Origin of the sequence: Variovorax sp. WS11 (genome assembly GCF_010499245.1) — a bacterium.
Classification (GTDB): domain Bacteria; phylum Pseudomonadota; class Gammaproteobacteria; order Burkholderiales; family Burkholderiaceae_C; genus Variovorax.
The window spans coordinates 741,931-764,016 of record NZ_JAAGOW010000005.1; the positions used below are offsets into that span (position 1 = coordinate 741,931).

General features: G+C 67.7%; 20 protein-coding genes. 10 read left to right on the forward strand and 10 right to left on the reverse strand.

Going from position 1 to position 22,086, the window contains the following annotated elements; translation table 11 throughout:
• Positions 1 to 9 precede the first annotated feature (9 nt).
• From GXN78_RS42335 to GXN78_RS38120, 5 genes are all read right to left on the reverse strand, one after another.
• Positions 10 to 2,424 carry a CoA transferase gene (locus GXN78_RS42335; protein ID WP_219910060.1) on the reverse strand — a complete coding sequence of 805 codons (2,415 nt, stop codon included), beginning with the start codon at positions 2,422 to 2,424 and terminating at the stop codon, positions 10 to 12.
• Between the two features lie 16 nt (positions 2,425 to 2,440).
• The gene (locus GXN78_RS38105) at positions 2,441 to 3,595 is read right to left on the reverse strand and encodes an acyl-CoA dehydrogenase family protein (protein ID WP_106555440.1); all 1,155 of its coding nucleotides are present in this window, start codon (positions 3,593 to 3,595) and stop codon (positions 2,441 to 2,443) included.
• A 124-nt stretch (positions 3,596 to 3,719) separates the two neighbouring features.
• Positions 3,720 to 4,688, reverse strand: a complete 969-nt coding sequence (locus GXN78_RS38110) for a tripartite tricarboxylate transporter substrate binding protein (RefSeq protein WP_106555441.1) — start codon at positions 4,686 to 4,688, stop codon at positions 3,720 to 3,722.
• A gap of 39 nt (positions 4,689 to 4,727) precedes the next feature.
• Positions 4,728 to 6,227: an aldehyde dehydrogenase family protein gene (locus GXN78_RS38115; RefSeq protein ID WP_106555442.1), complete on the reverse strand. Its 1,500-nt coding sequence runs from the start codon at positions 6,225 to 6,227 to the stop codon at positions 4,728 to 4,730.
• Positions 6,221 to 7,162 (reverse strand): TauD/TfdA family dioxygenase, encoded by a 942-nt coding sequence (locus GXN78_RS38120; RefSeq protein WP_106555443.1) that lies wholly within the window; start codon positions 7,160 to 7,162, stop codon positions 6,221 to 6,223. Before GXN78_RS38120 ends, GXN78_RS38115 begins: the two co-directional genes overlap by 7 nt.
• A gap of 127 nt (positions 7,163 to 7,289) precedes the next feature.
• Here GXN78_RS38120 and GXN78_RS38125 point away from each other — a divergent pair, with 127 nt between their 5' ends.
• Positions 7,290 to 8,042 (forward strand): TetR/AcrR family transcriptional regulator, encoded by a 753-nt coding sequence (locus GXN78_RS38125; RefSeq protein ID WP_164256297.1) that lies wholly within the window; start codon positions 7,290 to 7,292, stop codon positions 8,040 to 8,042.
• Here the strand turns inward: GXN78_RS38125 and GXN78_RS38130 are convergent.
• Positions 7,990 to 9,693, reverse strand: coding sequence for an AMP-binding protein (locus GXN78_RS38130; protein WP_106555445.1), 1,704 nt, complete (start codon positions 9,691 to 9,693; stop codon positions 7,990 to 7,992). The two genes, GXN78_RS38125 and GXN78_RS38130, sit on opposite strands and share 53 nt — an antisense overlap.
• Positions 9,694 to 9,695: 2 nt before the next feature.
• A complete protein-coding gene (locus GXN78_RS38135) occupies positions 9,696 to 10,406 on the reverse strand; it encodes an FCD domain-containing protein (RefSeq protein ID WP_164256299.1) in 711 nt (236 codons plus the stop codon).
• A gap of 103 nt (positions 10,407 to 10,509) precedes the next feature.
• Between GXN78_RS38135 and GXN78_RS38140 the strand changes: the two genes are divergently transcribed.
• The 6 genes from GXN78_RS38140 to GXN78_RS38165 all read left to right on the forward strand — a co-directional run bounded on the left by GXN78_RS38140 (position 10,510) and on the right by GXN78_RS38165 (position 16,199).
• Positions 10,510 to 11,688 carry a CoA transferase gene (locus tag GXN78_RS38140; RefSeq protein WP_106555446.1) on the forward strand — a complete coding sequence of 393 codons (1,179 nt, stop codon included), beginning with the start codon at positions 10,510 to 10,512 and terminating at the stop codon, positions 11,686 to 11,688.
• Entirely contained in the window at positions 11,685 to 12,569 is an 885-nt protein-coding gene (locus GXN78_RS38145; protein ID WP_106555447.1) for an enoyl-CoA hydratase/isomerase family protein, read from the forward strand. The genes GXN78_RS38140 and GXN78_RS38145 overlap by 4 nt, the downstream gene beginning before the upstream one ends.
• Positions 12,566 to 13,372, forward strand: a complete 807-nt coding sequence (locus GXN78_RS38150) for an SDR family oxidoreductase (protein ID WP_106555448.1) — start codon at positions 12,566 to 12,568, stop codon at positions 13,370 to 13,372. Before GXN78_RS38145 ends, GXN78_RS38150 begins: the two co-directional genes overlap by 4 nt.
• 44 nt (positions 13,373 to 13,416) lie before the next feature.
• A complete protein-coding gene (locus GXN78_RS38155; RefSeq protein WP_164256301.1) occupies positions 13,417 to 14,580 on the forward strand; it encodes a CoA transferase in 1,164 nt (387 codons plus the stop codon).
• Positions 14,577 to 15,545 carry a tripartite tricarboxylate transporter substrate binding protein gene (locus tag GXN78_RS38160; protein ID WP_106555450.1) on the forward strand — a complete coding sequence of 323 codons (969 nt, stop codon included), beginning with the start codon at positions 14,577 to 14,579 and terminating at the stop codon, positions 15,543 to 15,545. Before GXN78_RS38155 ends, GXN78_RS38160 begins: the two co-directional genes overlap by 4 nt.
• A gap of 153 nt (positions 15,546 to 15,698) precedes the next feature.
• Entirely contained in the window at positions 15,699 to 16,199 is a 501-nt protein-coding gene (locus tag GXN78_RS38165; RefSeq protein ID WP_106555451.1) for an H-NS family nucleoid-associated regulatory protein, read from the forward strand.
• A 22-nt stretch (positions 16,200 to 16,221) separates the two neighbouring features.
• On the opposite strand, the gene GXN78_RS38170 is transcribed toward GXN78_RS38165, so the two are convergent.
• Complete coding sequence (locus GXN78_RS38170; protein ID WP_239143075.1) at positions 16,222 to 17,118, reverse strand: tyrosine-type recombinase/integrase; 897 nt, start codon at positions 17,116 to 17,118, stop codon at positions 16,222 to 16,224.
• 384 nt (positions 17,119 to 17,502) lie between these two features.
• Here GXN78_RS38170 and GXN78_RS38175 point away from each other — a divergent pair, with 384 nt between their 5' ends.
• From GXN78_RS38175 to GXN78_RS38185, 3 genes are all read left to right on the forward strand, one after another.
• Positions 17,503 to 17,784 (forward strand): hypothetical protein, encoded by a 282-nt coding sequence (locus tag GXN78_RS38175; RefSeq protein ID WP_106555453.1) that lies wholly within the window; start codon positions 17,503 to 17,505, stop codon positions 17,782 to 17,784.
• 9 nt (positions 17,785 to 17,793) lie between these two features.
• Positions 17,794 to 19,602, forward strand: coding sequence for a glycoside hydrolase family 15 protein (locus tag GXN78_RS38180; RefSeq protein ID WP_106555454.1), 1,809 nt, complete (start codon positions 17,794 to 17,796; stop codon positions 19,600 to 19,602).
• Between the two features lie 145 nt (positions 19,603 to 19,747).
• Positions 19,748 to 19,972 (forward strand): hypothetical protein, encoded by a 225-nt coding sequence (locus GXN78_RS38185; protein WP_106555455.1) that lies wholly within the window; start codon positions 19,748 to 19,750, stop codon positions 19,970 to 19,972.
• A gap of 10 nt (positions 19,973 to 19,982) precedes the next feature.
• Here GXN78_RS38185 and GXN78_RS38190 read toward each other — a convergent pair whose 3' ends face one another.
• Together GXN78_RS38190 and GXN78_RS38195 are read right to left on the reverse strand one after the other, a co-directional pair.
• Complete coding sequence (locus GXN78_RS38190; protein WP_164256303.1) at positions 19,983 to 20,684, reverse strand: enoyl-CoA hydratase/isomerase family protein; 702 nt, start codon at positions 20,682 to 20,684, stop codon at positions 19,983 to 19,985.
• Between the two features lie 98 nt (positions 20,685 to 20,782).
• The gene (locus GXN78_RS38195) at positions 20,783 to 22,006 is read right to left on the reverse strand and encodes a CoA transferase (RefSeq protein ID WP_106555457.1); all 1,224 of its coding nucleotides are present in this window, start codon (positions 22,004 to 22,006) and stop codon (positions 20,783 to 20,785) included.
• Positions 22,007 to 22,086 lie beyond the last annotated feature (80 nt).

Below are 22,086 nucleotides of genomic sequence, written 5' to 3' on the forward strand. Positions count from 1 at the left end.
CGATCGCCTTCAGTGCGCCCTGGCCGCATTGCGCAGCAGCTCGCGCGCGATCACCACCCGCTGGATCTGGTTGGTGCCCTCGAAGATCTGGTTGAGCTTGGCGTCGCGCATCATGCGCTCCACCGGATAGTCCTTGACGTAGCCGTAGCCGCCGAGGATCTGTACCGCGTCGGTCGTGACCTTCATCGCCATGTCGCTGGCAAAGCACTTGGCCATGCTCGCCAGCAGCGGCAGGCGGTCCCACTGTGCGCGGTCGCCGGCGCGGGTGCATTCGTAGAGCAGGCAGCGCGCAGCCTCGATCTGCATCGCCATGTCGGCCAGCATGAACTGGATGCCCTGGAACTCGGCGATGGGACGCTTGAACTGCTTGCGGTCCCGAGCGTAGGCGAGGGCGACATCGAGGGCACCCTGGGCGAGGCCGACGGATGCCGCCGCGATCGCCGGGCGGTTGAGGTCGAGCGCGCGCATCGCGGCGCGAAAGCCCCTGCCTTCCTCGCCCAGCATGTTCTCGGCCGGCACGCGCACGTTGTCGAGGTACACCGGCACGTTCACCGCGCCGCGCAGGCCCATCTTGCGTTCCTTCTTGCCGAAGCTCACGCCGGGCATGTTCTTCACGTCGACGATGAAGGGGCTGATGTTGTCGACGCCGCCGGCCTCGCTGGTCTTGGCGAAGACGAGGATGTGGTCGGCCACGCTGCCGAAGGAGCACCACTGCTTCTGGCCGTTGACGACGTAGTGGTCGCCGTCGCGCACGGCGCGGGTGCGGATTGCGCTCACGTCGGAGCCGGCGCCGGGCTCGGACAGCGCGATCGCGGTCAGGGTGCGGCCCTCGGCGACCAGGGGCAGCCACTTCTGCTTCTGCGCCTCGGTGCCGAAGTGGATCAGCGGCAGCACGAACATGGTGGTCTCGCCGGCCAGCAGGCCGCAGGCCTCCGAGTGGCGCGAGATCTCCTCGCGCGCCATGCAGACCATCGTGAGGTTGGCGCCCGGGCCGCCATAGGCCTCGGGCACCCACAGCTGCAGCAGGCCCATGTCGCCGTAGATCGGGATCAGCTCGGCGGGGAAGCGGTCGTTCTCGTCGATCTCGGCGGCGATCGGCGCAACATGCTTTTCGGCCATCTTGCGCACACTGTCGCGGAAGGCCAGCTCTTCGGGGGTGAAGTCCATGGGTGGTGTTTCCTCGGGCCGAGGCCCGTTGGTTGCGTCGAGCGCGAATGCCGCACCCGGAAGTCTCAGCCGCCGAGCACGCCGGCCTTTCGCAGCCGATCGATCTCGGGCGCCGCCAGTCTCAACAGCTCCCGCAGCACGGCCGGCCCGTCCTCGCCGAGCGCGGGAATGTGCGCACGCGGCGCCGCGTTGCCGTCGCGCAGCCTGAAGGGGGGGCGCGGCGACCTTGAAGCGGCCGGCGCCGTCGTCCACCTCGCACAGGGTCCCGCGCGCCTGCACCACCGGCAGTGCCATCGTCTCCTCGATGCCCAGGTAGCGCGAGCAGGGCACCTGGTGCGCCTCCAGGATGCGCTCGCACTCCTCGGCACTGTGCTGCCCGGCCCAGCCTGCCAGCTCGGCGAGGAACGCATCCCAGTGCACCTGGCGCCCGCGCCCGGTGGCGAAGCGCGGGTCCTCCAGCCACTCGGGATGGCCCGTGGCTTTGCACAGCGCGATGAAGTTCTCCTGTGTGGTCGGCGCCACCACCAAGTGGCCGTCGCGCGCCGGCGTGGGCTTGTAGACGAAGTGCAGCGGTTGCTCGGGGAACTGCGCCTCCTGCAGCTCGCAGACCAGCAGGCTGATCATCGACTCCAGCAGCGACAGGTCGACGTGGTCGCCGCGCCCGGTGCGCGCGCGCTGCACCAGCGCGGCCTGGATGCCGCCGAAGGCCAGCGCGCCGCCGAGCACGTCGGCCACGAAGATGCCGGTGTTGGGCGGACGGCTCGCATCGTCCTGGTAGCCGCGCAGCGCGCTGTCGAAGCCCGACATCGCGTGCAGCGTGGGCGCGTAGGCGCCCTTGCCGTCGTTCGTGGCGCCCTGGCCGAAGCCGGAGATCGAGCAGTACACCAGCCGCGGATTGATCGCGCTGAGGGTCTCGTAGTCCAGCCCGAGGCGCTTCATCACGCCGGGGCGGAAGTTCTCGACCACGACGTCGGCCTGCTCGACCATGCCGCGCACCACGCCGATCGCCTCGGGCTTCTTGAGGTCCAGCACGATGCTGCGCTTGCCGCAGTTGAGCGAGGCGTAGTAGCTGCTGCGCCCCTCGCGCAGCGGCGGGCGGCTGCGCGTCAGGTCGCCGGCCTTGGACTCGATCTTGATCACGTCGGCGCCCAGATCGGCCATCAGACGCGTGCAGTAGGGGCCCGACATCACGAAGCTGAAGTCGAGCACGCGGATGCCCGTGAGGGCACCCGGCGTTCCGGGCGGGACGGCGGCCATGGCGTCGCCTTCCCGCTCAGCGCAACCCGAGGGCGCGGCGGGCCACCACCATGCGCTGGATCTGGTTGGTGCCCTCGTAGATCTGCAGCACCTTGGCGTCGCGCATCATGCGCTCCACGTGGTTGCCGCGCACGTAGCCGTGGCCGCCGAGGATCTGGACCGCGTCGGTCGTGACCTTCATCGCGGTGTCGGTACAGAAGCACTTGACCATGGAGGCCATCTCGGTGAGCCGCTCGGTGCGGCCGGCATCGATGGCCCGCGTGCATTTGTAGAGGAGGGCGCGCGCCGCCTCGATCTGGATGTGCATGTCGGCCAGCATGAACTGGATGCCCTGGAACTCGCCGATGGACTTGCCGAAGGCCTTGCGCTCCTTCGCATACGCGACCGCGATGTCGAAGGCGCCCTGCGCCACGCCCACGGCGCTGGCGGCGACGGTCGGGCGGTTGAGGTCGAGGATGTGCATGCAGGACAGGAAGCCCTTGCCTTCCTCGCCCATGCGGTTCTCGACCGGCACGCGCACCTGGTCGAAGTAGATGTCGGCATGCGGGGTGCCGCGCTGGCCCATCATCTTCTCGCTCTTGCCCAGCGTGATGCCGGGCGACTTCATGTCGACGATGAAGCAGCTGATGTTGTCCACGCCGCGCCGGCCGATGTCGCCGGTCTTGGCGAAGAGGGTGATGTAGTCGGCCAGCGGCGCCATGGTGATGAAGCACTTCTGGCCGTTGACCACGTAGTGATCGCCGTCGCGAACGGCGCAAGTCCGCATCGCGCCGATGTCGGAGCCGGCATGCGGCTCGGTCATGGCGACCGAGCTCACCACGCCGCCCCTGGCGACGAGGGGCAGCCACTTGCGGCGCTGCTCCTCGGTGCCGAAGTGCAGCAGGGGCAGTACGAAGGAGATGGTGTTCTGGTTGATGAGCTGCGCGCCCGTCATCGACACCTTTGCCACCAGTTCCTTGGCCATGCAGGTGGTGGTGAGGTCCAGGCCCGGGCCGCCGTATTCCTCGGGCACGCGGGCCTGCATCAGGCCCAGCTCGCCGAAGACCGAGATCAGGTGCCGGGGGAAGGTCTCGGTCTCGTCCATCTCCTGCGCGAGCGGCGCGATCTCCTTGTCGACCACGCGCTGCAGGCTGTCGAGCAGGGAGGCCTGCAGTTCGGTGAATTCTTCCATCGCTGTCTCCGTGTCCATGTCCTGGCTGGCGCAATGGTGCGATGCCTGCTCAGCCGTGAACAGAACGCAGGGGGCACATCATCTGTGAAGCGAGTTCATGGTTGCCCGACCTCGCTTGCGCCATCTAGCCGCCGAACTTCACGGGCGTGGTCTCGAGGATCCGGCGGATGTTCTCGGCCTCGCGCCGCGTGACCTGCTCGAGCTCGTGCGCCGGCCGGAAATGCAGGCTCAGGCCGTTCGCACTGAAACGCTCGACGGTCTCCGGCTCGTCCAGCACTTTCTTCAGCGCATCGACCAGCCGGGTCGCGGCCTCGGCGGGGACGCCTGCCGGCGCCCACAGCGCGAAGGTGATCTCCTGCACATAGCCCGGCACGTGCTTGCCGATCGTGCCCACCCCGGGCAGCAGGGGCGAGGGCTGCGCGGTCGTGACGCCGAGCGCCTTGAGCTTTCCCGCCTTCAGGAACTCCGCGGTGGCGGCCGAGGGCACGATGAAGTACACCTTGACCTCGCCTGCGAGCACGGCCTGCAAGGCTTGGCTCGCTCCGCGGTAGCCGACGTACACCAGCTTCAGCTTCGCCTCGTTCGCGAGCAGGGCGCAGGCGACTTCCGTGATCGGCCCGGCGCCGGCGACATCGACACCCGAGGCCTGCGTGCGTGCCCACGCGAGAAAGCTCGGCACGTCGTCGGCCGGCACGCTGGGATGGGCCACGATGGCCAGCGGCGTGACCCCGACACCCGCCAGCGGAGAGAGGCTCTTGAAGGGGTCGAACTTGCCGTCCTTGGTGACGAGCGGCACCTGCACCACGCCCGAGACCGGCGTGTAGAGGATCGTGTGACCATCGGCCGGTGCCCGCGCGGCATTGAGGATGCCCACGGCGCCGGCGCCGCCGGTCAGGTTCTCCACGAACACCGGCTGCCCCAGCAGCGGTGCCATCTGCTGCGCGAGGTAGCGCGAGACCGCGTCGCCCGGGCCTCCGGGCGCGAAGTTGTAGACCAGCCGGATCGGCTTGGTGGGAAAGGGCGGCGGGGCGGCGGTGGCGTGCGCGAGGGCGAGCAGCGGTGCGCTCGCCAGCACCTGGCGGCGATTCAGCATGGGAGGTCTCCTTTGTCGTGTGCGGCGCGTGGGCCTGTCTCAAGCGGTCCTGATCCAGATCGACTTGGTGTTGAGAAACTCCTCCATGTGCTCGATGCCCGATTCCCGGCCGTAGCCGCTCATCTTGTAGCCGCCGAAGGGAACCGCGGGGTCCATGGCCTGGTAGCAGTTGACCCACACCGAGCCGGCCTGCAGTCCGTGGCCCACCTGCAGCGCCTGGTCGAGGTTGCGCGTCCACACGCCGGCGCCGAGGCCGTAGGGGGTGGCATTGCTGCGGCGGATGACTTCCTCCACGTCGTCGAATGGCATGGCCGAGACGACGGGACCGAAGATCTCCTCGCGCGCGATGCGCATGTCGTCGCGCACCTCGCCGAAGACGGTGGGCTCGACGAAGTAGCCGGCCGCCAGCTCGGGTTCGCGCTTGCGATGGCCACCGGCCAGGCGCCGGGCGCCTTCCTCGATGCCGGCATCCAGGTAGCCCGTGACGCGGTCCAACTGCTCTTGCGACACCAGCGGGCCGAGCTGCGTGCGAGGATCGCACGGGTCCCCGACCCTCAGGTCGCGGGCATAGGCCGCCATGCGTTCGAGAAACTCGTCGTGGATGCTTCGCTGCACGAAGAGCCGCGAGCCCGCGCTGCAGATCTGTCCCGAGTTGGCGAACACGGCCATGGCCGCGCCCGGGACGGCCAGGTCGAGGTCGGCATCGGCGAACACGATGTCGGGCGACTTGCCGCCGAGCTCCAGCGACACCCGCTTCACGTTGCCGGCCGAGGCGCGGATGATCTTCTGGCCGACCTCGGTCGAGCCGGTGAACGCCACCTTGTCCACGCCGGGATGCGCCGCCAGCGCCGCGCCCGCGTCGCCCAGGCCGGGCACGACGTTCACCACGCCGGGCGGCACGCCCGCTTCCAGGCACAGCTCGCCCAGCCGCAGCGGCGACAGGGGCGCCTGTTCGGCGGGCTTGAGCACCACCGTGCAGCCGGCGGCGAGCGCGGGCGCGATCTTCCAGATGGCCAGGCCCAGAGGCCCGTTCCACGGATTGATGGCGGCCACCACGCCCACCGGTTCCTTGACCGTGCAGGCATGGATCCGACCGGGCTGGGAGTTGGGGATGGTCTGGCCATGAATGGCGGTGGCGAGGCCGGCGTAGTAGCGCAGCAGCGCGACCGCGCGCCGCCGCTTGGCGGGCGCGCCGGCCACGGGGCTGCCCATGTCCAGCGTGTCGAGCATGGCGAGCTCGTCGAAGTGGCGATCGACCAAGTCGGCCAGGCGCAGCAGGCGGGCCTGCCGGTCGAAGGGCTTCATGCGCCCCCAGTCGCCTTCCAGGGCGCGGCGGGCCGCGGCCACGGCGAGGTCGATGTCCTGCGGCCCGGCCTGCGCGACGTCGGCGAGCGGCTGGCCGGTGCTGGGGTTCAGCGTGCGGAAGCGCTGGCCCGAGAGCGCTTCCGCCCACCGGCCGTCGATCAGCAGCCGCTTGGGCCGGCCGTCCAGGAATGCGGGGCGGACCTGCTCGCGCGCGTCTTGCTCAAGGCTCAGCATGGACGGTCGCCGATGATGGTGGCGCGCATCATGCTGCGCACATGGGGGTAGTAGTCGGAGATCGCGTAGTGCTGCACCGCGCGGTTGTCCCAGAACACGACCGTGTTGCGCTGCCACTGGATGCGCACCTGGTACTCCGGCGTGCGCGCCTGCCGCACCAGGAAGGCGAACAGGTCGCGGGCCTGGGTCGGCGCGTCCTGGTTCCACACGCCGTCGTTGACCTGGCGGAAGTTGGCGAAATGGGTGGTGAAGGCCTCGTTGACGAACAGGATCTTCTCCCCTGTTTCGGGATGGGTGCGCACCACCGGATGCTCGACCGGCGGGATCTCGCGGCGCAGCTTGCCGCGGCCTTCCGGTGTCGGCGTGCGGTTGGCGAAGACGACCGAGGCATCGTGGACGGCGCTCAGCTCGCGGATCTTCGTCTTGACGCCTTCCGGCAGGCCCTCGTAGGCCGCCACCATGTTGACGAAGATCGTGTCGCCGCCCACCTCCGGGCATTCCACGCAACGCAGGATGGAGCCCATCGACGGGGCCGGGTAGAAGGAGGTGTCGGAATGGAAGACGTTCTCCACGCCGACGTTGCCGGCGTCATGCATGAAGGTCACCAACTCCGGATGCTCGGGGTGGCGCTTGATGATGGGGTGCACCTCGAGCTCGCCGAAGCGGCGCGCGAAGGCCACGTGCTGCGCCGGCGTGAGGTCCTGGTCGCGAAAGACCAGCACCTTGTGCTGCGCCAGCAACTGGCGCAGGGCGTGGATCTCCGCGTCGCTGAAAGGGGTGCCGAGCGAGATGTCGGCCAGCTCGAGGCCGAGGGCGGGCGACAGCAGCCGGCCGGACCAGCGGCCGGCGCTCACCGCGGCGCGCTCCGGCGCGGGGCGGCGGGCGGCGGGCGCGGCGGCTGCCGCGGGCTTCTCTTCGACCAGGGACGGGTTCATCGGATGCTCCTTCTTTCGGTTCGATAAAATAGAATCAGAATTCTGATTCTCATCAAGGAAAGAGTAAATGGTCCATCCATTCACGTTTTCACCTACGGCCCACGGGAGGGGCTTAAAGTCGGCTGCCATGAACCCCCTGACCGACGACGCGCCGCCGGAGGCGGACAGCGATGCAGGCGCTGCCCCGGCCATCTCCGAGGAGGCGCTGGCCCGCTTGCGCGAGTGGATCGACCGTGGCCTGCTGCCGGAGCTGATCCCGACCCGCCAGGCGCGCAGCCTGCGCACGGCGCTGGCCATGATCGAGGCCGGCCGCGCGCTGCTGATGACGCGCTCCCTCGAGGACCTGTCGGTGGAGATGGTCTGCCAGCGCGCCGGGACCACGGTCGGCGCCTTCTATGGCCGCTTCGAGAGCAAGCACGCCTTCTTCATCACCATGCAGCGCCTGCAGACGGCCCGTTCCCGCGAGACGCTGGCCGGCTTCACCCAGCGCCACGAGGTCGACCACGCAGACCTGGACGCCCTCTGCGAGGAAATGGTGGAGCTGACGGTCAGCACCTTCAGGAGCAACCTGGGCGTCCTGCGCGCCTCCTTGCAGCACAGCAAGGAGGGCATGTGGGAGCTGTTCAAGCAGTCGGGGGACCGCTATCGCTCGGTGCTGGTGGCGAAGCTCGCCCCCCACCTGAAGCACCTTCCGGTCAAGGAGCGCGAGTTGCGCGTGCTCTTTGCCTACCAGGCGATGGCGGGCACGCTGGTCCACGCCGTGCTGAACGATCCTGGCCCTCTGAAGCTGGAAGACGCAGCGTTGAACCAGGAGCTCGTGCGCATGGTCAAGTCCTACTTGACCGCTCCCCGCAAGACTCGCCGGCGTCCTGCACCCTGAGCTGCGACCGTCGAGCCGCGGGCTTCTCGAAGGCTTCGGGAACGAGGCGCTTCTGCGCGATCCATTTGCGCAGTACGTACTTCTGGATCTTCCCGGAACTCGTTGTCGGATAGCGGTCGACGAAGAACCACAGCGCCGGCGTCTTGTAGGGCGCCAGGTGGCGGCGGCAATGGTGGTGCAGCTCGAGGGTGGACGGCGCCTCCCCGGCTTCGCACTCGATGACCGCCGCGACGACTTCGCCCCAGCGCGCATCCGCCGTGCCGACCACGCAGGCCTGGCGCACGCGGGGATGCGCGAGCAGCACGTTCTCGATCTCGCGCGGATAGATGTTCTCGCCGCCGCGGATGATGCAGTCCTTCAGCCGGCCTTCGATGCGCAGGTAGCCCTGCGCGTCCATGCTGGCAAGGTCGCCCGTGCGAAGCCAGCCGTCCGGCACGAGCGTCTCGGCCGTGGCTTCGGGCGAGTCGAAGTAGCCCAGCATGGTCTGGTAGCCGCGCACCCAGACCTCGCCGGCCTCACCCAGCGGCCGCACGGCCCCCGTGTCCGGATCGGCGATCTTGAGCTCGGCCTGCGAAGCCGGACGGCCGATGGATGCGGTCTGTCTCTCGAGCGTGTCGTCGGGGGAGGTCTGGCTGACGACGCCGTTGAGTTCCGTCTGCCCGAAGGTGATGGTGAAGCGGCAGCCGAGCTCGCGACGCGCGCGCTCGACCAGCGCTGCCGGCACCGGCGAGCCGCCGCTCATGAGCATGCGCAGCGAGCCGAGCTGGCGCGCCGGGCGCTGCGGATGGTCCAGCAGTGCGAGCACCATCGTCGGCACCGCGTGCAGGTGCTCGACCTTCTCGCTCTCGATGATCTCCAGCATCGCGCCCGCATCGAAGGCGGGCTGCAGCACGAAGGTGCCGCGCGAGGACATGGCGCCGATCTGGCTGCCGGCGCACCCGCCCACATGGAACAAGGGCATGGCCGTGGCCCACACGCCGCCATCGGGAAAGCCCGCGCGTTGTGCCGCAAAGCGCGCCGCGTTGACGATGCCGCGATGGTGCAGGCATGCGCCCTTCGGCCTGCCCGTGGTGCCGGAGGTGAACTGGATCTGCACCATGTCACCGGGGCGCACCTCGGGCAAGGCGCTCGGCATGCCCCGGCCGTCGGCTACGAAGCGATCCCATTGCGGGAAAGGCACGGCCTGGCGCAATTCGGGCAGCGCGTGCCGCAGCTGCGCGACGACGGCCGTCATGTCGCAGTCGCGATAGCGGTCCGCATGGAAGATCGCCGATGCGCCCGATGCCGCCAGCACGTGCCGAACCTCGTCGGCGACATAGGCGGGGTTGACGGTCACGAGCACCATGCCCGCGAGGCTCGCCCCATGCTGCAGGAGCACCCACTCCGCGCAGTTCGGCGCCCACACCGCGATGCGGTCGCCGGGTCGATGGCGGCGCAGCAGGGCGGCGGCGACCTGCTGCGCGTCCTCCAGCAGCTGCCGGTACGTCCATCGGCGGCGCGCGCCGGCATCGGCCAGTGCCTCCACGAAGGCCACGCGTTCCGGGACCTCGCGCGCCAGCCTGCGAAGCAGGTCGCCCAGCGTGATCTCGAGCAGGGCTTGCGAGGGGTCTGCGGTCCAGTGGGATTGCGTGAGGGGAGGGCGCTGTTCCATGTTCAGTGCGGGCCGGATGCCTCCAGGTTGGCGGCGGCCTTGAGGTAGAGCTTCTGCTGCTGCAGCAGATGGCGGCGCATCTCCGCGGCCGCCCCGTCGGCATCCCGGGCGCGCAGCAGTTTGAGGAGACGCCTTCGAAACGGCATGACGTAGCTCGTCGGCGTGCGGCCGATGCGGTCCACGAACTGCTTGGTGATGGTGACCACGCCATCCGTGATCGCCATGAGCAGACTGTTGCCCGACATCCGCGCGAGCATCTTGTGGAACTCGAGGTTGAGCCGGGTCCGGCGCTCGAGGTCGCCGGTCTTGACCGCTTCCTCCGCGGCGTCGACGTTGTCTTCGAGCCGATCGATGTCCTCCTCGGTGCAACGTCCGCAGGCGAGCCGCACGACTTCGACGCCGATCAGCACACGCACCTCCGTCAGGTCCTGCGGGCGGATCGCGCCCAGCGAGAAGAGGTCCGACATGAGCGTGGGCACCGCGACGGCGCCGCCGCCCTGGATGAAGGCGCCGCCGGTGGCGCCCTTGCGGATCGCCAGCAGCCCCTGTTCTTCCAGCGACCTCAGGGCTTGGCGGACCGAGTTGCGGCTGACGCCGAACTGCTCGGCGAGATCGCGTTCCGGCGGCAACCTGTCGTCGGCCTTCAGGCGCTGCCCGTGGATGAGCTCGCGGATCTGCTGAATGATTTCCGTGGCGGGACGGGGGCCGGTCACGGGATGGAACAACGCTCCGGAAAGCGCCCTGTTCGATGCGGGATGGGATGTCGGCATGAAGGGAGCTTGACGCATGGCGATTGGGTGACCCATAATAACTCGAATGGATGACCCAATCAAGCCTTCCAACGCCGACACGCCAAGCCAGGGCCCGCTCGCGGGCATCCGCGTCGTCGATTCCTCCAGCTACATGACCGGCCCGCTCGCCGCCACCATGCTGGCCGACCTCGGCGCGACCGTCGTCAAGGTCGAGCCACCGGGCGGCGATGGCTTCCGCGCCTTCGGGCACAAGGTTGCAGGCTTCAGCGCGCTCTGGTCGAACATCAACCGCGGCAAGCGCAGCATCGTGCTCGACCTCAAGTCGGCCACTGATCTGGCCACCATGAAGGCGCTGCTCGCCACCGCCGACGTGCTGGTGGAGAACTGGCGGCCCCACGTCGCGGGTTCGCTCGGCCTCGGCCAGGAGGTGCTCGAAGCCCTCAACCCCCGGCTGGTGCGCCTGTCCATCACGGGCTTTGGCGACAGCGGGCCGCTGTCGCGCACCCCGGCCTACGACTCGCTGATCCAGGGGCACACCGGCATGGTCCACCTCCTCAGTGCGGCCGGTGCGCCCGACGTCGCGCCGTACTGGGTGGTCGACAAGGTGGTGGCCACCTTCGGCTCGCAATCGATCCTCGCGGCGCTGTACGCAAGAGAGCGCAGCGGCAAGGGCAGCCACGTCTCGCTGCCGATGCTCGACGTGATGGCGTACTTCAACTTCCCCGACATGTTCCAGCACCGCACCTTTACCGAGGACGAGACGCCGTGGCGGCCTGCCTTCAATCCGGTGGTGCGGACCTCCGACGGCTACGTGGTCGTCGCGCCGGTCAACGGCGGGCAGATATCGCGCACGCTCAAGGCCTTGGAGCGGCCCGATATCAAGGCGCAGATGCTGGCGATCCACGATCACAGCAAGATGGTCGACTGTCTCTACGCGCACCTCAACGAGATCATGTCCACCAAGCCGGCGGCGCATTGGCTCGCGCTGCTCGAACCCTTCGACGTGCCGATCGCGCCGGTGCGCACGCTCGACGAACACCTCGCGGACGCGCAGGTGGAGCACAACCGCATCTACCGCGAGCTGCCATCGCCGGCCGGTCCGATGCGCGTTCCGCGCTTTCCCGCACGCTTCGACCGCCGGCAGCTCGAGCCGGCCGGCGCCCCGCCGCTCGTCGATGCCGACGGCGCGCGCATCCGTGCCGAACTGGCCGCCCACGACACCGAAACCGAAAGCCATCGATGAGCAAAGACGAAACCCCGGTCGACGGGATGGTCCTGTACGAGAAGCGGGACGGCAAGGCCTATGTCACCTTCAACCGGCCCGAGAAGCGCAATGCCCTGACCTATGCAGCCTTCGACCTGCTGATGGCGTGCATCGCCGATGCGGAACAGGACGACGATGTGCGCGTGGTGATCATCACCGGCGCGGGCGGCCACTTCAGCGCCGGCCACGACTTGGCGGAAATCGGCAGCGAGTATGGCTTCGATCCCTCCGGCAAGGGCCGCAGGCCGAGCCAGCGGGCGCGGCTCGACTTCGACCGCCGCCACCTGAATCAATTCCGCGACCTGTTCTATTGCAGCAAGCCGACGATCGCTCTCGTGCGCGGCTATTGCGTGGGCGCCGGGCTCCATATCGTGGAGGCTTGCGACCTGGCCATCGCAAGCGATGCCGCGCGGATCGGCCATCCCGAGCAGAAGGCCGGGCTGGCCGGTGCCGCGTATATGACCGCCTGGAACATCCTCGCCGCGGGGCCGAAAAAGGCGCGCGAGCTGCTGCTGATTGCGGACATGCTGAAGCCCGAGGAAGCCGTGCAGATGGGCCTGGTCAACAAGGTCGTGCCGGATGCAGAGCTCGAGCGCGCGGGCGAGGACTGGGCCGAGCGCATCGCCAAGCTCCCGCGCGACGCCATTGCCTTCGGCAAGGCGGCGACGAACCTGGCCCTCGATTCGCTCGGAATGACGAGCCAGTTCGCCCATGGCTATGTGATGCACGCACTCAGCACCAATATCCGCTATGAGGAAGACGAATACAACTTCATGAAGAAGCGCCGCGACGAAGGTGTGCGCAGTGCGTCGCATGGACGCGAGGAACGCTACGGCGACGAAGGGCGCGAGCGGCCATGAGCGCACTGCACGCAGACCTGGAGGGCCTTTCGGTCGCCGTGACGGGCGGCACGAAGGGCATCGGTCGCGCGGCCGTGACGACCCTGGCCGCGAACGGTGCGCGCGTGGTGTTCCAGGGCACCGACGAAGGCGCCGGTCGCGAGATCGAGGGGCTGTGCGCGAAAGGGCGGGGCGAAGCGCACTTCGTGCGCGGCGACCTGATGCGCTTCGAGGATGCGCAGCAGTTGGTTGCCGTGGCGCGCGAGCGCTTCGGCCGGCTCGACGTGTACCTGAGCAGCGGCGGGCCGCGCGAGCCGCGGCCCGTGCTGTTCCGCGAGATGGCGACGCCCGAGCACAGCCTTGCGCTGCTGCAAAGCCGCCTCATGCCCCGCCTGAACGGGCTGCACGCGGCCGTCCCCGTCATGCGGGAACAGGGCAACGGCAAGATCATCCTGCTCACCACGGACGCCGCGCGCACGCCGACGCCGAGCGAGTCCATGGTGGGGGCCGCCGGCGCGGCCATCATGTCGCTCACCCGTTCGCTGGCGAAGGAGCTCGCGCGCGACGGCATCCGCATCAACGCCGTCGCGACGACCATCACCGCCGGCACGCCGCCCTACGACGCCTACCTGGCAGCGAAGGAGGCGATGCGGGAGGACACGCTCGTCAAGGCCTTCTCGAAGGCCCATGCGCAGGTGGGCTTTCGCATCAACACCGCACAGGACCTGGCGGACTACATCCTGTTCCTTGCCAGCCCTGCATCGGACCAGATCACGGGTTCGACCATGAGCATTAACGGCGGCCTGTCCTTCCCCTCCTACTGACGATGTCCCGCGACGCGCCTGCCCCCGCCCTTCGAGGCCTGCGAGTGATCGACTTCTCCGCGATGATCGCGGGCCCGTACTGCGCCCGCTGGCTGGCGGACCTGGGCGCCGAGGTCATCAAGGTCGAGCCGCCCGAAGGCGATCACATGCGCCATCGCCCTCCGCTGCGGGAGGGCCACAGCGCCTACTTCGGCCACCTGAACAGCGGCAAGCGCTGCATCGCCCTCGACCTGAAGCAGGCGGCGGCCGTGGAGATCGCGCAAACCCTCGCAGCGGGCGCGGATATCGTGGTGGACGCATTCCGTCCGGGCGTGATGGCGCGGCTGGGTCTGGGTGCGGCAGCGTTGCGCCTGCAGAACCCGAGGCTGATCTACTGCTCCATCTCCGGGTTCGGGCAAGACACGGCGCTGTCTCACCGTCCGGCCTACGCGCCGATCGTGCACGCCGCGAGCGGCTTCGACCACGCCCTGGGCGAGGACGCGCAGGGCCGGCCCGTCGGCTCCAACGTGCCCATGGCGGACATCCTCACGGCCATGTTCGCCGCGATGTCGATCCAGACGGCGCTGCTGCAGCGCGAGCGCACCGGCCTCGGCACCCACATCGACGTGAACCTGATGGACAGCGTGATGAACGTGCTGCCCTACGAGCTTCAGGCGGCGCAGGCGGGTGCGGCGCAGCCGCGGCCCAGCTACAAGCCGCTTCGGGCGCTGGACGGCTACGTGCTCGTCACGCCGATCAATGCGCGCAACTTCGTCAAGCTCTGCGCGGCGCTCGGCCACCCCGAGTGGGCCGAGGATCCGCTGCTGGCGACCGACGCGGCACGCTTTCGCAACTGGTCCGAGTACATGCGCCGCATCGAGTCGTGGACGATGCAGCGCACGGCCGCCGAATGCGAGCGCATCCTGTCTGCCCAGGGCGTGCCCTGCACCCGCTACCTGCGCGTCGAGGAGGCCATGCGCGATCCGCAGTTCGCGCAGCGCGAGAGTTTCGCGCCCGTCATCGACGGCCCGCACGAATACCTCAGCACGCGCCTGCCCTTTGGCTTCGATGGCCGCCGACCGCTGCCGGGCGCCCGGGTTGCCGCGCTGGGCGGCGACACGGCGCAGGTGCTGCGGGAGCGGCTGCACATGAGCGACGCGGACATCGAAGCGCTGGAGCGTTCGTGCGCCATCGTCTGCCACCGAGATCCACCAAGGAGACAACCATGAGATTGCCCATGTCCGTTGCTGCGGCGGCCCTGTGCGCCGCCGCAGCACTGCTGTCGCCCACGGCGCACGCCCAGAACTTCCCGGATGGCCCGGTGCGCCTGATCATCCCGACCACCCCCGGATCGACCCCCGACCTTCTCGCACGGACGATCGCGCCCAAGCTGTCGGAGCGCATCGGCCGCACGGTCGTGGTCGACAACCGCGTCGGCGCCTCCGGCAACATCGGGACCGAAGCCGTCGTGCGCGCCGCGCCGAACGGCAGCACGCTGTTGATCCATGCGAGCAGTCTCGCCACGGGCGCGCCCTTGCAGAAGAGCCTGCCGTTCGACGCGAGCAAGGACCTCGCGCCAGTCACGCTCATGGGGTGGAGCCGGCTGGTGTTCGTGACGCACCCCGGCACCGGGATGAAAACCATCGGCGACTTCCTCGCCGCCGTCCGCCAGTCGCCAGGCCGGTTGAGCTACGGCTCACCGGGCAACGGCACGCCCAACCACCTGGCAGCGGAACTGTTCAAGGCGAAGACGCAGACGTACATCATGCACATCCCCTACCGGGGCTCGGCGCAACAGCTGACGGACATCCTGGGCGGGCAGATCGACATGGCGCCGCTCACCGCGATCGCGGCCGCACCCCACGTGCGCTCCGGCAAGCTGGTGCCGCTGGCCATCACCGGCGACAAGCGCTCACCCGTGCTTCCGGGCGTGCCATCGATGGCGGAAGGCAATGTGCAGGGCGTCGACGGCAACATCTGGTATGGCATGTTCGCGCCGAAGGGCACACCGCCGGAGCTGATTGCTCGCCTTAATCGCGAAGTCCACGAGATCCTGCGCGACGAGCAGAAAGCGCTCGGCGCGCAAGGCTTCGAGGTCGAGGTCTCGACCCCTGAGGAGTTTCACGAACGCCTGGTGCGGGACACCACACGGTGGACGGAGCTGGTGAAGATGCAGAACATCAAACCCGATTGAGGAAGCGCCACAGGCCGCGGAGTCAGAGTCAAAGATTGACGGTGGGCTTGGAATAAAGCAGTCTGAGTCTTGCCTGCGTGAGGTCGTAATTCCGGGCAACCCGGTAATGCGATTAAAGTCGCACTCTCACCTCAATCTTGGAGACCTCATTCAATGGCTCAGAGTTACAAGCAAATCCAGAAGCAAATCGAGGCACTTCAGCGCCAGGCAGACAAGATTCGCGATCAGGAAGTCAAGGGCGTGGTCGACCGTATCAAAGTTGCCATTGCCCATTACGGGCTGACGGCAGGGCAATTGGGCCTCAACGCGAAGTCTGGTTCCGGCAATGCGAAAGCGACGGCGAAGACGAAAAAGGCCGTGCCGGTTCGGGCTGCCAAGTACAGCGACGGTCAAGGGAACTCCTGGTCGGGAATGGGAAAGCGCCCGTTCTGGCTGCGCGACGCGCTCAACGCGGGCCGCGCGCTCGAAGAATTCGCCACCGAGTCCTTGTCGCCGAAAGCGCAGACTCCGAAGGGGCGCACAGCCAAGAAGCGCAAGGCCAAGGTTGCTTACCGGGATCAGGCGGGACACACCTGGTCGGGAATGGGACCCAAGCCACGCTGGCTCAAAGAGGCACTCGAAGCCGGGAAGACGCTCGAGGAGATGGCAGGCTGAGTCGTTGCGCAGCGCGCCCTTGCTAAACCACTTGCTCCGGGCCGGTCACGACCCGGCGGTACTTGGCCATCGCTTCAGGTTCGACTCCGAGCCAGCGTGAGACCTGCACGGCATCCGTACCTCTGCGCAACTGGCGAAGCGCAAAGGTATGGCGCAATCGAAATGAGCCGCCTTCGGTGCCATCGAGGCCGGCTTCCTCGAACACCTGTTTGGCCGCCTTGTACTGGGCTTCCTTGCTCCAGGGCTTGCCCGAGCGCGTCGAGGGAAAGAGATAGTCGCCCGCAATCTCCATGTCGGCGCGCACCTGCAGCCAATGCTGCAGCAACTCGCCCGCCCAGGGTGCGATAGGCGTCTCGCGCGCCGGCAAATTGCCGTTGCCCGGAACAGCGACTTTCCAGGGGCGCTCACGCGTGCGCCCGCCTTGTGTTGTCGGTGAATGAACGGTGAGCACCCGCACATCGCCCGGCGCGAGCCCCGCACCCAACTGCAATGAAACCGCCACGCGATTGCGAAGTTGTTGCCATGTGAAGGCCTTGTGGTTGTCGCGGCGCGACCCCACCGCCGAGGGACGAGGGCGCGCGTTCGACAGGAAGGCGATCAGGTGCTTCGCTTCCGATACGGACAGGTGCTCGGGCAGCGGGTCGGCATGCTTGGCCTCGGCATATCGAACCTGCGGCTGCGCTGCGATCCAGTCGGCCGCCGCGGTATTTGCCTGGACGCCGGTCTCCGCGGCGTGATGGCGAGACACCCGGTCGATCAGCCGCAGCAGCCGCAGCGCATGACGAGGGGAGAGCGACAGGTCCGCGCTCTTCATGCCGAAGCGCGCCGCCTGGAACGCCTCCAGGTCCCGCACGTCCAGCGACGCCAGCGTCACCACCGGTGATTGGCCCAGGCACCACGCGGTGAAGCCGCCCCACATGTCCCGGTAGACCTGGATCGAGGAGCTTTGCCGCAAGGACCCGGCGGCCTGCTGGTCCGACAGCCAGCGCTCGAAGGCCTGGCGGAGGCTGTCGGTCGGAGATTCATCGAAGAGGGAAAGAGTGGACATCGAAAATACGCTAACGGCGGACGCGAGTTGTGGAGTGCGGGGTTTTGGGTTTGGTGGTTGTTTTGGAGGAGGTGTGGAATTCGTGGTTAGAGAGTAAGCGGATGCCGTTAGTGTATTTGTAGATCGCTCAGTGTCCGGGCTCACGACATCTGGACGAAATAGGGCTAGAGTGGGCCGAGCTGCCGATAGCAGATCAGGGAACAGTGCTTCGGGCATGAAGCGCTGCGGCTCATTGGATCCAACCGGAGCAAGCGCATGACCGGTTCATCTCCCGCCTCTCGCCGCGACCAGCTGGAATATCTTGGCTTCGCCATTTCGATCGAAGTGACGCGCAAGAATGAGGTGCTCGCGCTTCGAGCGGACATCCACGAAGATCGGGATTTCAAGGGGCGCGTCGCCTTGACCGGGCCGCTCTCCGACGAAGGTGCGCTGCTCAAGAAGCTGCTCGACAAAGCCAGGCACTTCGTCGACGTGGCGATCGCCAGAGAGGAAGACGCTGACCATTCTGCCGGGTCGTTCGGTGCCACGAGACCCTGAAGAACAACGATGGCTTTCCGCATCGAGGACTATGCACTCCTGGGAGACTGCTACAGCGCAGCGTTGGTAGGGAAGGATGGCTCCATCGACTGGCTCTGCTGGCCCCGCTTCGACTCGGATGCCTGCTTCGCGGCGCTGCTGGGCGCGCCGGACAACGGTCGCTGGCTGCTGGCCCCTGTGGATGCCACCGCGCGCGTCTCGCGTCGCTATCGCGAGGACACGCTCATCCTGGAGACTCGCTTCGAGACCGACGATGCAGCGGTCGTCGTGATCGATTTCATGCCGCCCCATGGCGATCCGCCGGATCTGATTCGCATCGTTGTCGGCGAGCGCGGTTCGATGCCCATGCGCACGGAGCTCGTCGTGCGCTACGGCTATGGCGCAACCGTGCCCTGGTGCAGCAAGCTAGACCCGCATACCTTGATGGCAGTCTCAGGACCGGACATGCTCGTGCTGCGATCGCCCGTCGCGCTCCGTGGCGAGAACCTGCGTAGCGTCGCCGAATTCAGCGTCAGCGCGGGCGAGCGCCAGCCTTTCGTCCTCGGCTACGGGCCATCGCACCTGGCTCCTCCTGCGCCGGCAGATGCGGAGCGCGAACTCGAGCGGACTGAACGATTCTGGACCGAATGGTCGTCCGCACACCACGATGCCGGCGAGTGGGCCCCGGAGGTGGCGCGCTCGCTGGTCACGCTCAAAGCATTGACCTATGCACCGACAGGAGGCATCGTCGCTGCGCCCACGACTTCGCTGCCCGAGCAATTGGGCAGTTCGAGAAACTGGGACTATCGCTTCTGCTGGCTGCGCGACGCGACCTTGACCTTGCTGGCCCTCATGAACGCAGGCCACTATGAGGAAGCCAAGGCGTGGCGAGACTGGCTCGTGCGTGCAGCAGCCGGTGCGCCCGAGCAGATGCAGATCCTCTACGGCATCGCCGGCGAGCATCGGGCCACCGAGTGGGAGGTGCCGTGGCTGTGCGGCCATGAGGCCTCGCGGCCGGTGCGAATCGGCAACGCCGCCTGTGAACAGCTGCAGCTCGACGTGTTCGGCGAGGTGATGGACGCACTGCACCAGGCCCGATGCGGTGGCCTGGCAGCAAGCGACAGCGCCTGGGCACTCCAGCAGGCGCTGCTCGACCATCTGGAGCGCATCTGGCAGGAGCCGGATGAAGGCATCTGGGAGGTTCGCGGCCCCAGGCAACACTTCACTTTCTCGAAGGCCATGGCGTGGGTGGCATTCGATCGTGCCGTCAAGGGCGTCGAGCAGTTCGGCCTGCCGGGGCCGGCGGAGCGATGGCGCTCGCTTCGCGATCGCATCCACGAGGATGTGTGCCTGCACGGCTTCGACGCCGAACTCGGAAGCTTCGTGCAGGCCTATGGCAGCCGGCTGCTCGACGCCAGCCTGCTCCTGTTGCCGACGATCGGATTCCTGCCGGTCTCGGACGCACGCATTGCCGGCACCATCGCCGCGATCGAGCGCCGCTTGCTCGTGGACGGCCTGGTGCTGCGCTACGACACGGTGCAGACGGACGATGGCTTGCCCGCCGGCGAGGGCGCTTTTCTCGCCTGCAGCTTCTGGCTGGCAGATGCCTACACCCTGATGGGCCGGCTCGAGGACGCAAGACGGCTGTTCCAGCGCCTTCTGGCCCTGCGCAATGATGTCGGGCTGCTGGCCGAAGAGTACGACCCGCGCGCCGGCAGGCAGCTGGGTAACTTTCCTCAGGCCTTCTCGCATGTTTCGTTACTCAACACGGCCCACAACCTCAGCCGTGCCGACAAGCCTGCGCAGCAGCGATCGACCGGACTTCACCGCCGGCGTTGATTTGCCGGTACAGGCCGCGGTGCCTTTGGGTGCCGTTACAACCAGATACCGTCCGCAGCCGAATATCCCACTCTTCACGCGTCGTGGGCCGCCGCTTGTCATAAAGTCGACAGCCGCGACGAAGAGGGGAGGAACGAAGTTGCCAATGAAACTGCTTGCCGCGCTCTGCGAAGCGCGCATGCCTTCGACAGTGTTCGAACCGGATGACATCGAGAAACTGCTGGTCTTGAAGGTCACGGGCTTCGTGGAAGCCGACATTCCACCGATGCTCCTGGACGAGGAAAGCTATCGCTACAGCGCACCCGCTGTCGTTCTTAAAGTGACGGAGCGTGGCTTTGCCGCCTGCCAGACGCATGAACAGAAGGCGTAAGGCTTGGCGATCACCTCGCCGTCAGTTCCGCCACTTTCGCCAGGCGCCTGACCGTTTCCTCGGACGACATCGAGGCTTCGTACGCAGCCCTGCCGAAGGCCTCGTCCCATTCGCCAGCCGAAATGGCGTTGATGTGGCGTTTCATCGAGCGGACTGCCTGCGCATCGCAGCGCGCGATATTGTCGCGGTACAGGTCGATCTGCGGCTGCAGCTCATCGCGTTCCACCAGCTCCGTGAGGAAGCCGGTTCTGAGCAGTTCCTCGCTGTCCATCGTCATCCCGGTCAGGAAGATCTTCTTGCTGGCCGAACAGCCAAGCCGCGTGACGAAGCGCCGCAGCCCGCCCGGGTAGTAGTGCAAGCCGAACCTCGCGGCGGGCATGAACAGGCGGCATCCACGCACGCCGATGCGGAAGTCGCACGCCAGGGCCAGGTCGGTGCCGCCACCATAGGCGCTGCCATTCATGGCGCACAGCGTGGGGATCTCGATGGACTCCAGGGCGTCGAGCATTTGCTCGAGAGATCGATCCAGGCGCGCGCCGATCTGGCCCAGCGTATAGCCCGAGCAGAAGGTCTTTTCACCTTCACCGGTCAGAACGAGCAGCCGCACCGAGGGCGCGGCGCGGACTTGCTCGATGTGTTGCAGCAGGACCGCGGGGTCGTCCGGATCGATGCGGTTGTGTTGCCCCGGGCGGCGCAAGGTGATGATCGCCATCGAGTCCGCGATCTCCAGCGTGGGCGCCGAGTCGGTGTTCATTGGAGTACCTTCGCCTTCGGCTACGGTGCTATGAGCCTTCGGAGCGGCCGTGCGGCTCATGCGCCGGCTCCTTGTGCATGCTGCACGATCACCCCCTTGCGAACCAGCGCCTGCAGGTCCGCCTCCGCGTAGCCGTGCTCCCGAAGCACTTCGAAGGTGTGTTCCCCCAGGACCGGCGGTGCACGGCGGATCGAGCCGCCCAGGCGGCCATCGAACGAGATCGGGCTGCCCACCTGCCGGATCGCGCCGAGCTCGGCGTGCTGCACCTCCTCCACGAGCTGCGAGTGGAGCACCTGTTCATCCGCGAAGACGTCGGCGAGGTTGTTGATGGGGCCGGCCGGGATGTCGGCGGCGAGCAGCCGTTGCGTCCATTCGGAGCGGCTGCGCTCCTTCAATCTTGCCTCGACGAGTTCCTTGAGTTCCAGGCGCCGCTCGATCCGCGCGGCGTTGGTGGCGTAGCGCGGATCGTCGACCAGTTCCTGCAGTTCGAGCACCTCGCAAAGCCGCTTCCACATCTCGGCGGTCGCCGGCGCGATGTTCAAGGGGCCGTCGGCGGTCTGGAACACGCCGTATGGCGAAATGACGGGGTGCGTGTTCCCGGCGAGCGCCGGCACCTCGCCGAGGCTCAGGTAGCGCTGCGCCTGCACGCTCATGAGTCCGACCAGGCCCGCCAGCAAGGAAGTTTCCACGCGCCGGCCGCGGCCGCTCGCGTGCCGCTCTGAAATGGCGGCGAGCACGCCGATCGCGCACCACATGCCGGCGGTCTGATCGCCGATGGCCACCCCGACGCGGACAGGGCCGGACTCGGCAGTCCCCGTGACGCTCATCAGGCCCGAGTAGCCCTGGGCGATCTGGTCGAAGCCCGGACGGCCGCCGGCCGGTCCCGTGCGGCCGAAGCCGGTCACGCTCGCATAGATCAATCGCGGGTTCGCGGCTGCAAGCGCTTCGTAGCCCAGGCCCATGGCCTCCATGGCGCCGGGCCGGAAATTCTCGACGATCACATCGCAGTCTGCGGCCAGCGCTCGCAGCAGATCCAGCGCCGCAGGGTCGCGGAAGTTGACGGCGATGCCGCGCTTGTTCCGGTTGCCGCTCAGGTAGTAGGCGCTGGTGCCGCGGTCGAAGGGCCCCCAGTGGCGGATCATGTCGCCGCCGGTCGGCTCGACCTTGACCACGTCGGCGCCGAGGTCACCGAGGACCATGGTGCAGAAGGGCCCGGCCAGCGCGCGGGTGAGATCCAGGACGCGAACCCCGGACAGGGGCAGGGATGTTGGGTCGCTCATGTTTTCTCCGCTTGTCATATCGTTGAGGTCAGTCTATATTGCATACAACGGAAATGCAATCGTTGTGCAATCAAGGAGAC

Bases quoted from the DNA above. Each gene is read 5' to 3' on its own strand.
- GXN78_RS42335 (WP_219910060.1), bottom strand. From the start codon at position 2,424: ATGGCCGCCGTCCCGCCCGGAACGCCGGGTGCCCTCACGGGCATCCGC.
- GXN78_RS38105 (WP_106555440.1), bottom strand. From the start codon at position 3,595: ATGGAAGAATTCACCGAACTGCAGGCCTCCCTGCTCGACAGCCTGCAG.
- GXN78_RS38110 (WP_106555441.1), bottom strand. From the start codon at position 4,688: ATGCTGAATCGCCGCCAGGTGCTGGCGAGCGCACCGCTGCTCGCCCTC.
- GXN78_RS38115 (WP_106555442.1), bottom strand. From the start codon at position 6,227: ATGCTGAGCCTTGAGCAAGACGCGCGCGAGCAGGTCCGCCCCGCATTC.
- GXN78_RS38120 (WP_106555443.1), bottom strand. From the start codon at position 7,162: ATGAACCCGTCCCTGGTCGAAGAGAAGCCCGCGGCAGCCGCCGCGCCC.
- GXN78_RS38125 (WP_164256297.1), top strand. From the start codon at position 7,290: ATGAACCCCCTGACCGACGACGCGCCGCCGGAGGCGGACAGCGATGCA.
- GXN78_RS38130 (WP_106555445.1), bottom strand. From the start codon at position 9,693: ATGGAACAGCGCCCTCCCCTCACGCAATCCCACTGGACCGCAGACCCC.
- GXN78_RS38140 (WP_106555446.1), top strand. From the start codon at position 10,510: ATGGATGACCCAATCAAGCCTTCCAACGCCGACACGCCAAGCCAGGGC.
- GXN78_RS38145 (WP_106555447.1), top strand. From the start codon at position 11,685: ATGAGCAAAGACGAAACCCCGGTCGACGGGATGGTCCTGTACGAGAAG.
- GXN78_RS38150 (WP_106555448.1), top strand. From the start codon at position 12,566: ATGAGCGCACTGCACGCAGACCTGGAGGGCCTTTCGGTCGCCGTGACG.
- GXN78_RS38160 (WP_106555450.1), top strand. From the start codon at position 14,577: ATGAGATTGCCCATGTCCGTTGCTGCGGCGGCCCTGTGCGCCGCCGCA.
- GXN78_RS38165 (WP_106555451.1), top strand. From the start codon at position 15,699: ATGGCTCAGAGTTACAAGCAAATCCAGAAGCAAATCGAGGCACTTCAG.
- GXN78_RS38170 (WP_239143075.1), bottom strand. From the start codon at position 17,118: ATGTGGGGCGGCTTCACCGCGTGGTGCCTGGGCCAATCACCGGTGGTG.
- GXN78_RS38175 (WP_106555453.1), top strand. From the start codon at position 17,503: ATGACCGGTTCATCTCCCGCCTCTCGCCGCGACCAGCTGGAATATCTT.
- GXN78_RS38180 (WP_106555454.1), top strand. From the start codon at position 17,794: ATGGCTTTCCGCATCGAGGACTATGCACTCCTGGGAGACTGCTACAGC.
- GXN78_RS38185 (WP_106555455.1), top strand. From the start codon at position 19,748: ATGAAACTGCTTGCCGCGCTCTGCGAAGCGCGCATGCCTTCGACAGTG.
- GXN78_RS38190 (WP_164256303.1), bottom strand. From the start codon at position 20,684: ATGGCGATCATCACCTTGCGCCGCCCGGGGCAACACAACCGCATCGAT.
- GXN78_RS38195 (WP_106555457.1), bottom strand. From the start codon at position 22,006: ATGAGCGACCCAACATCCCTGCCCCTGTCCGGGGTTCGCGTCCTGGAT.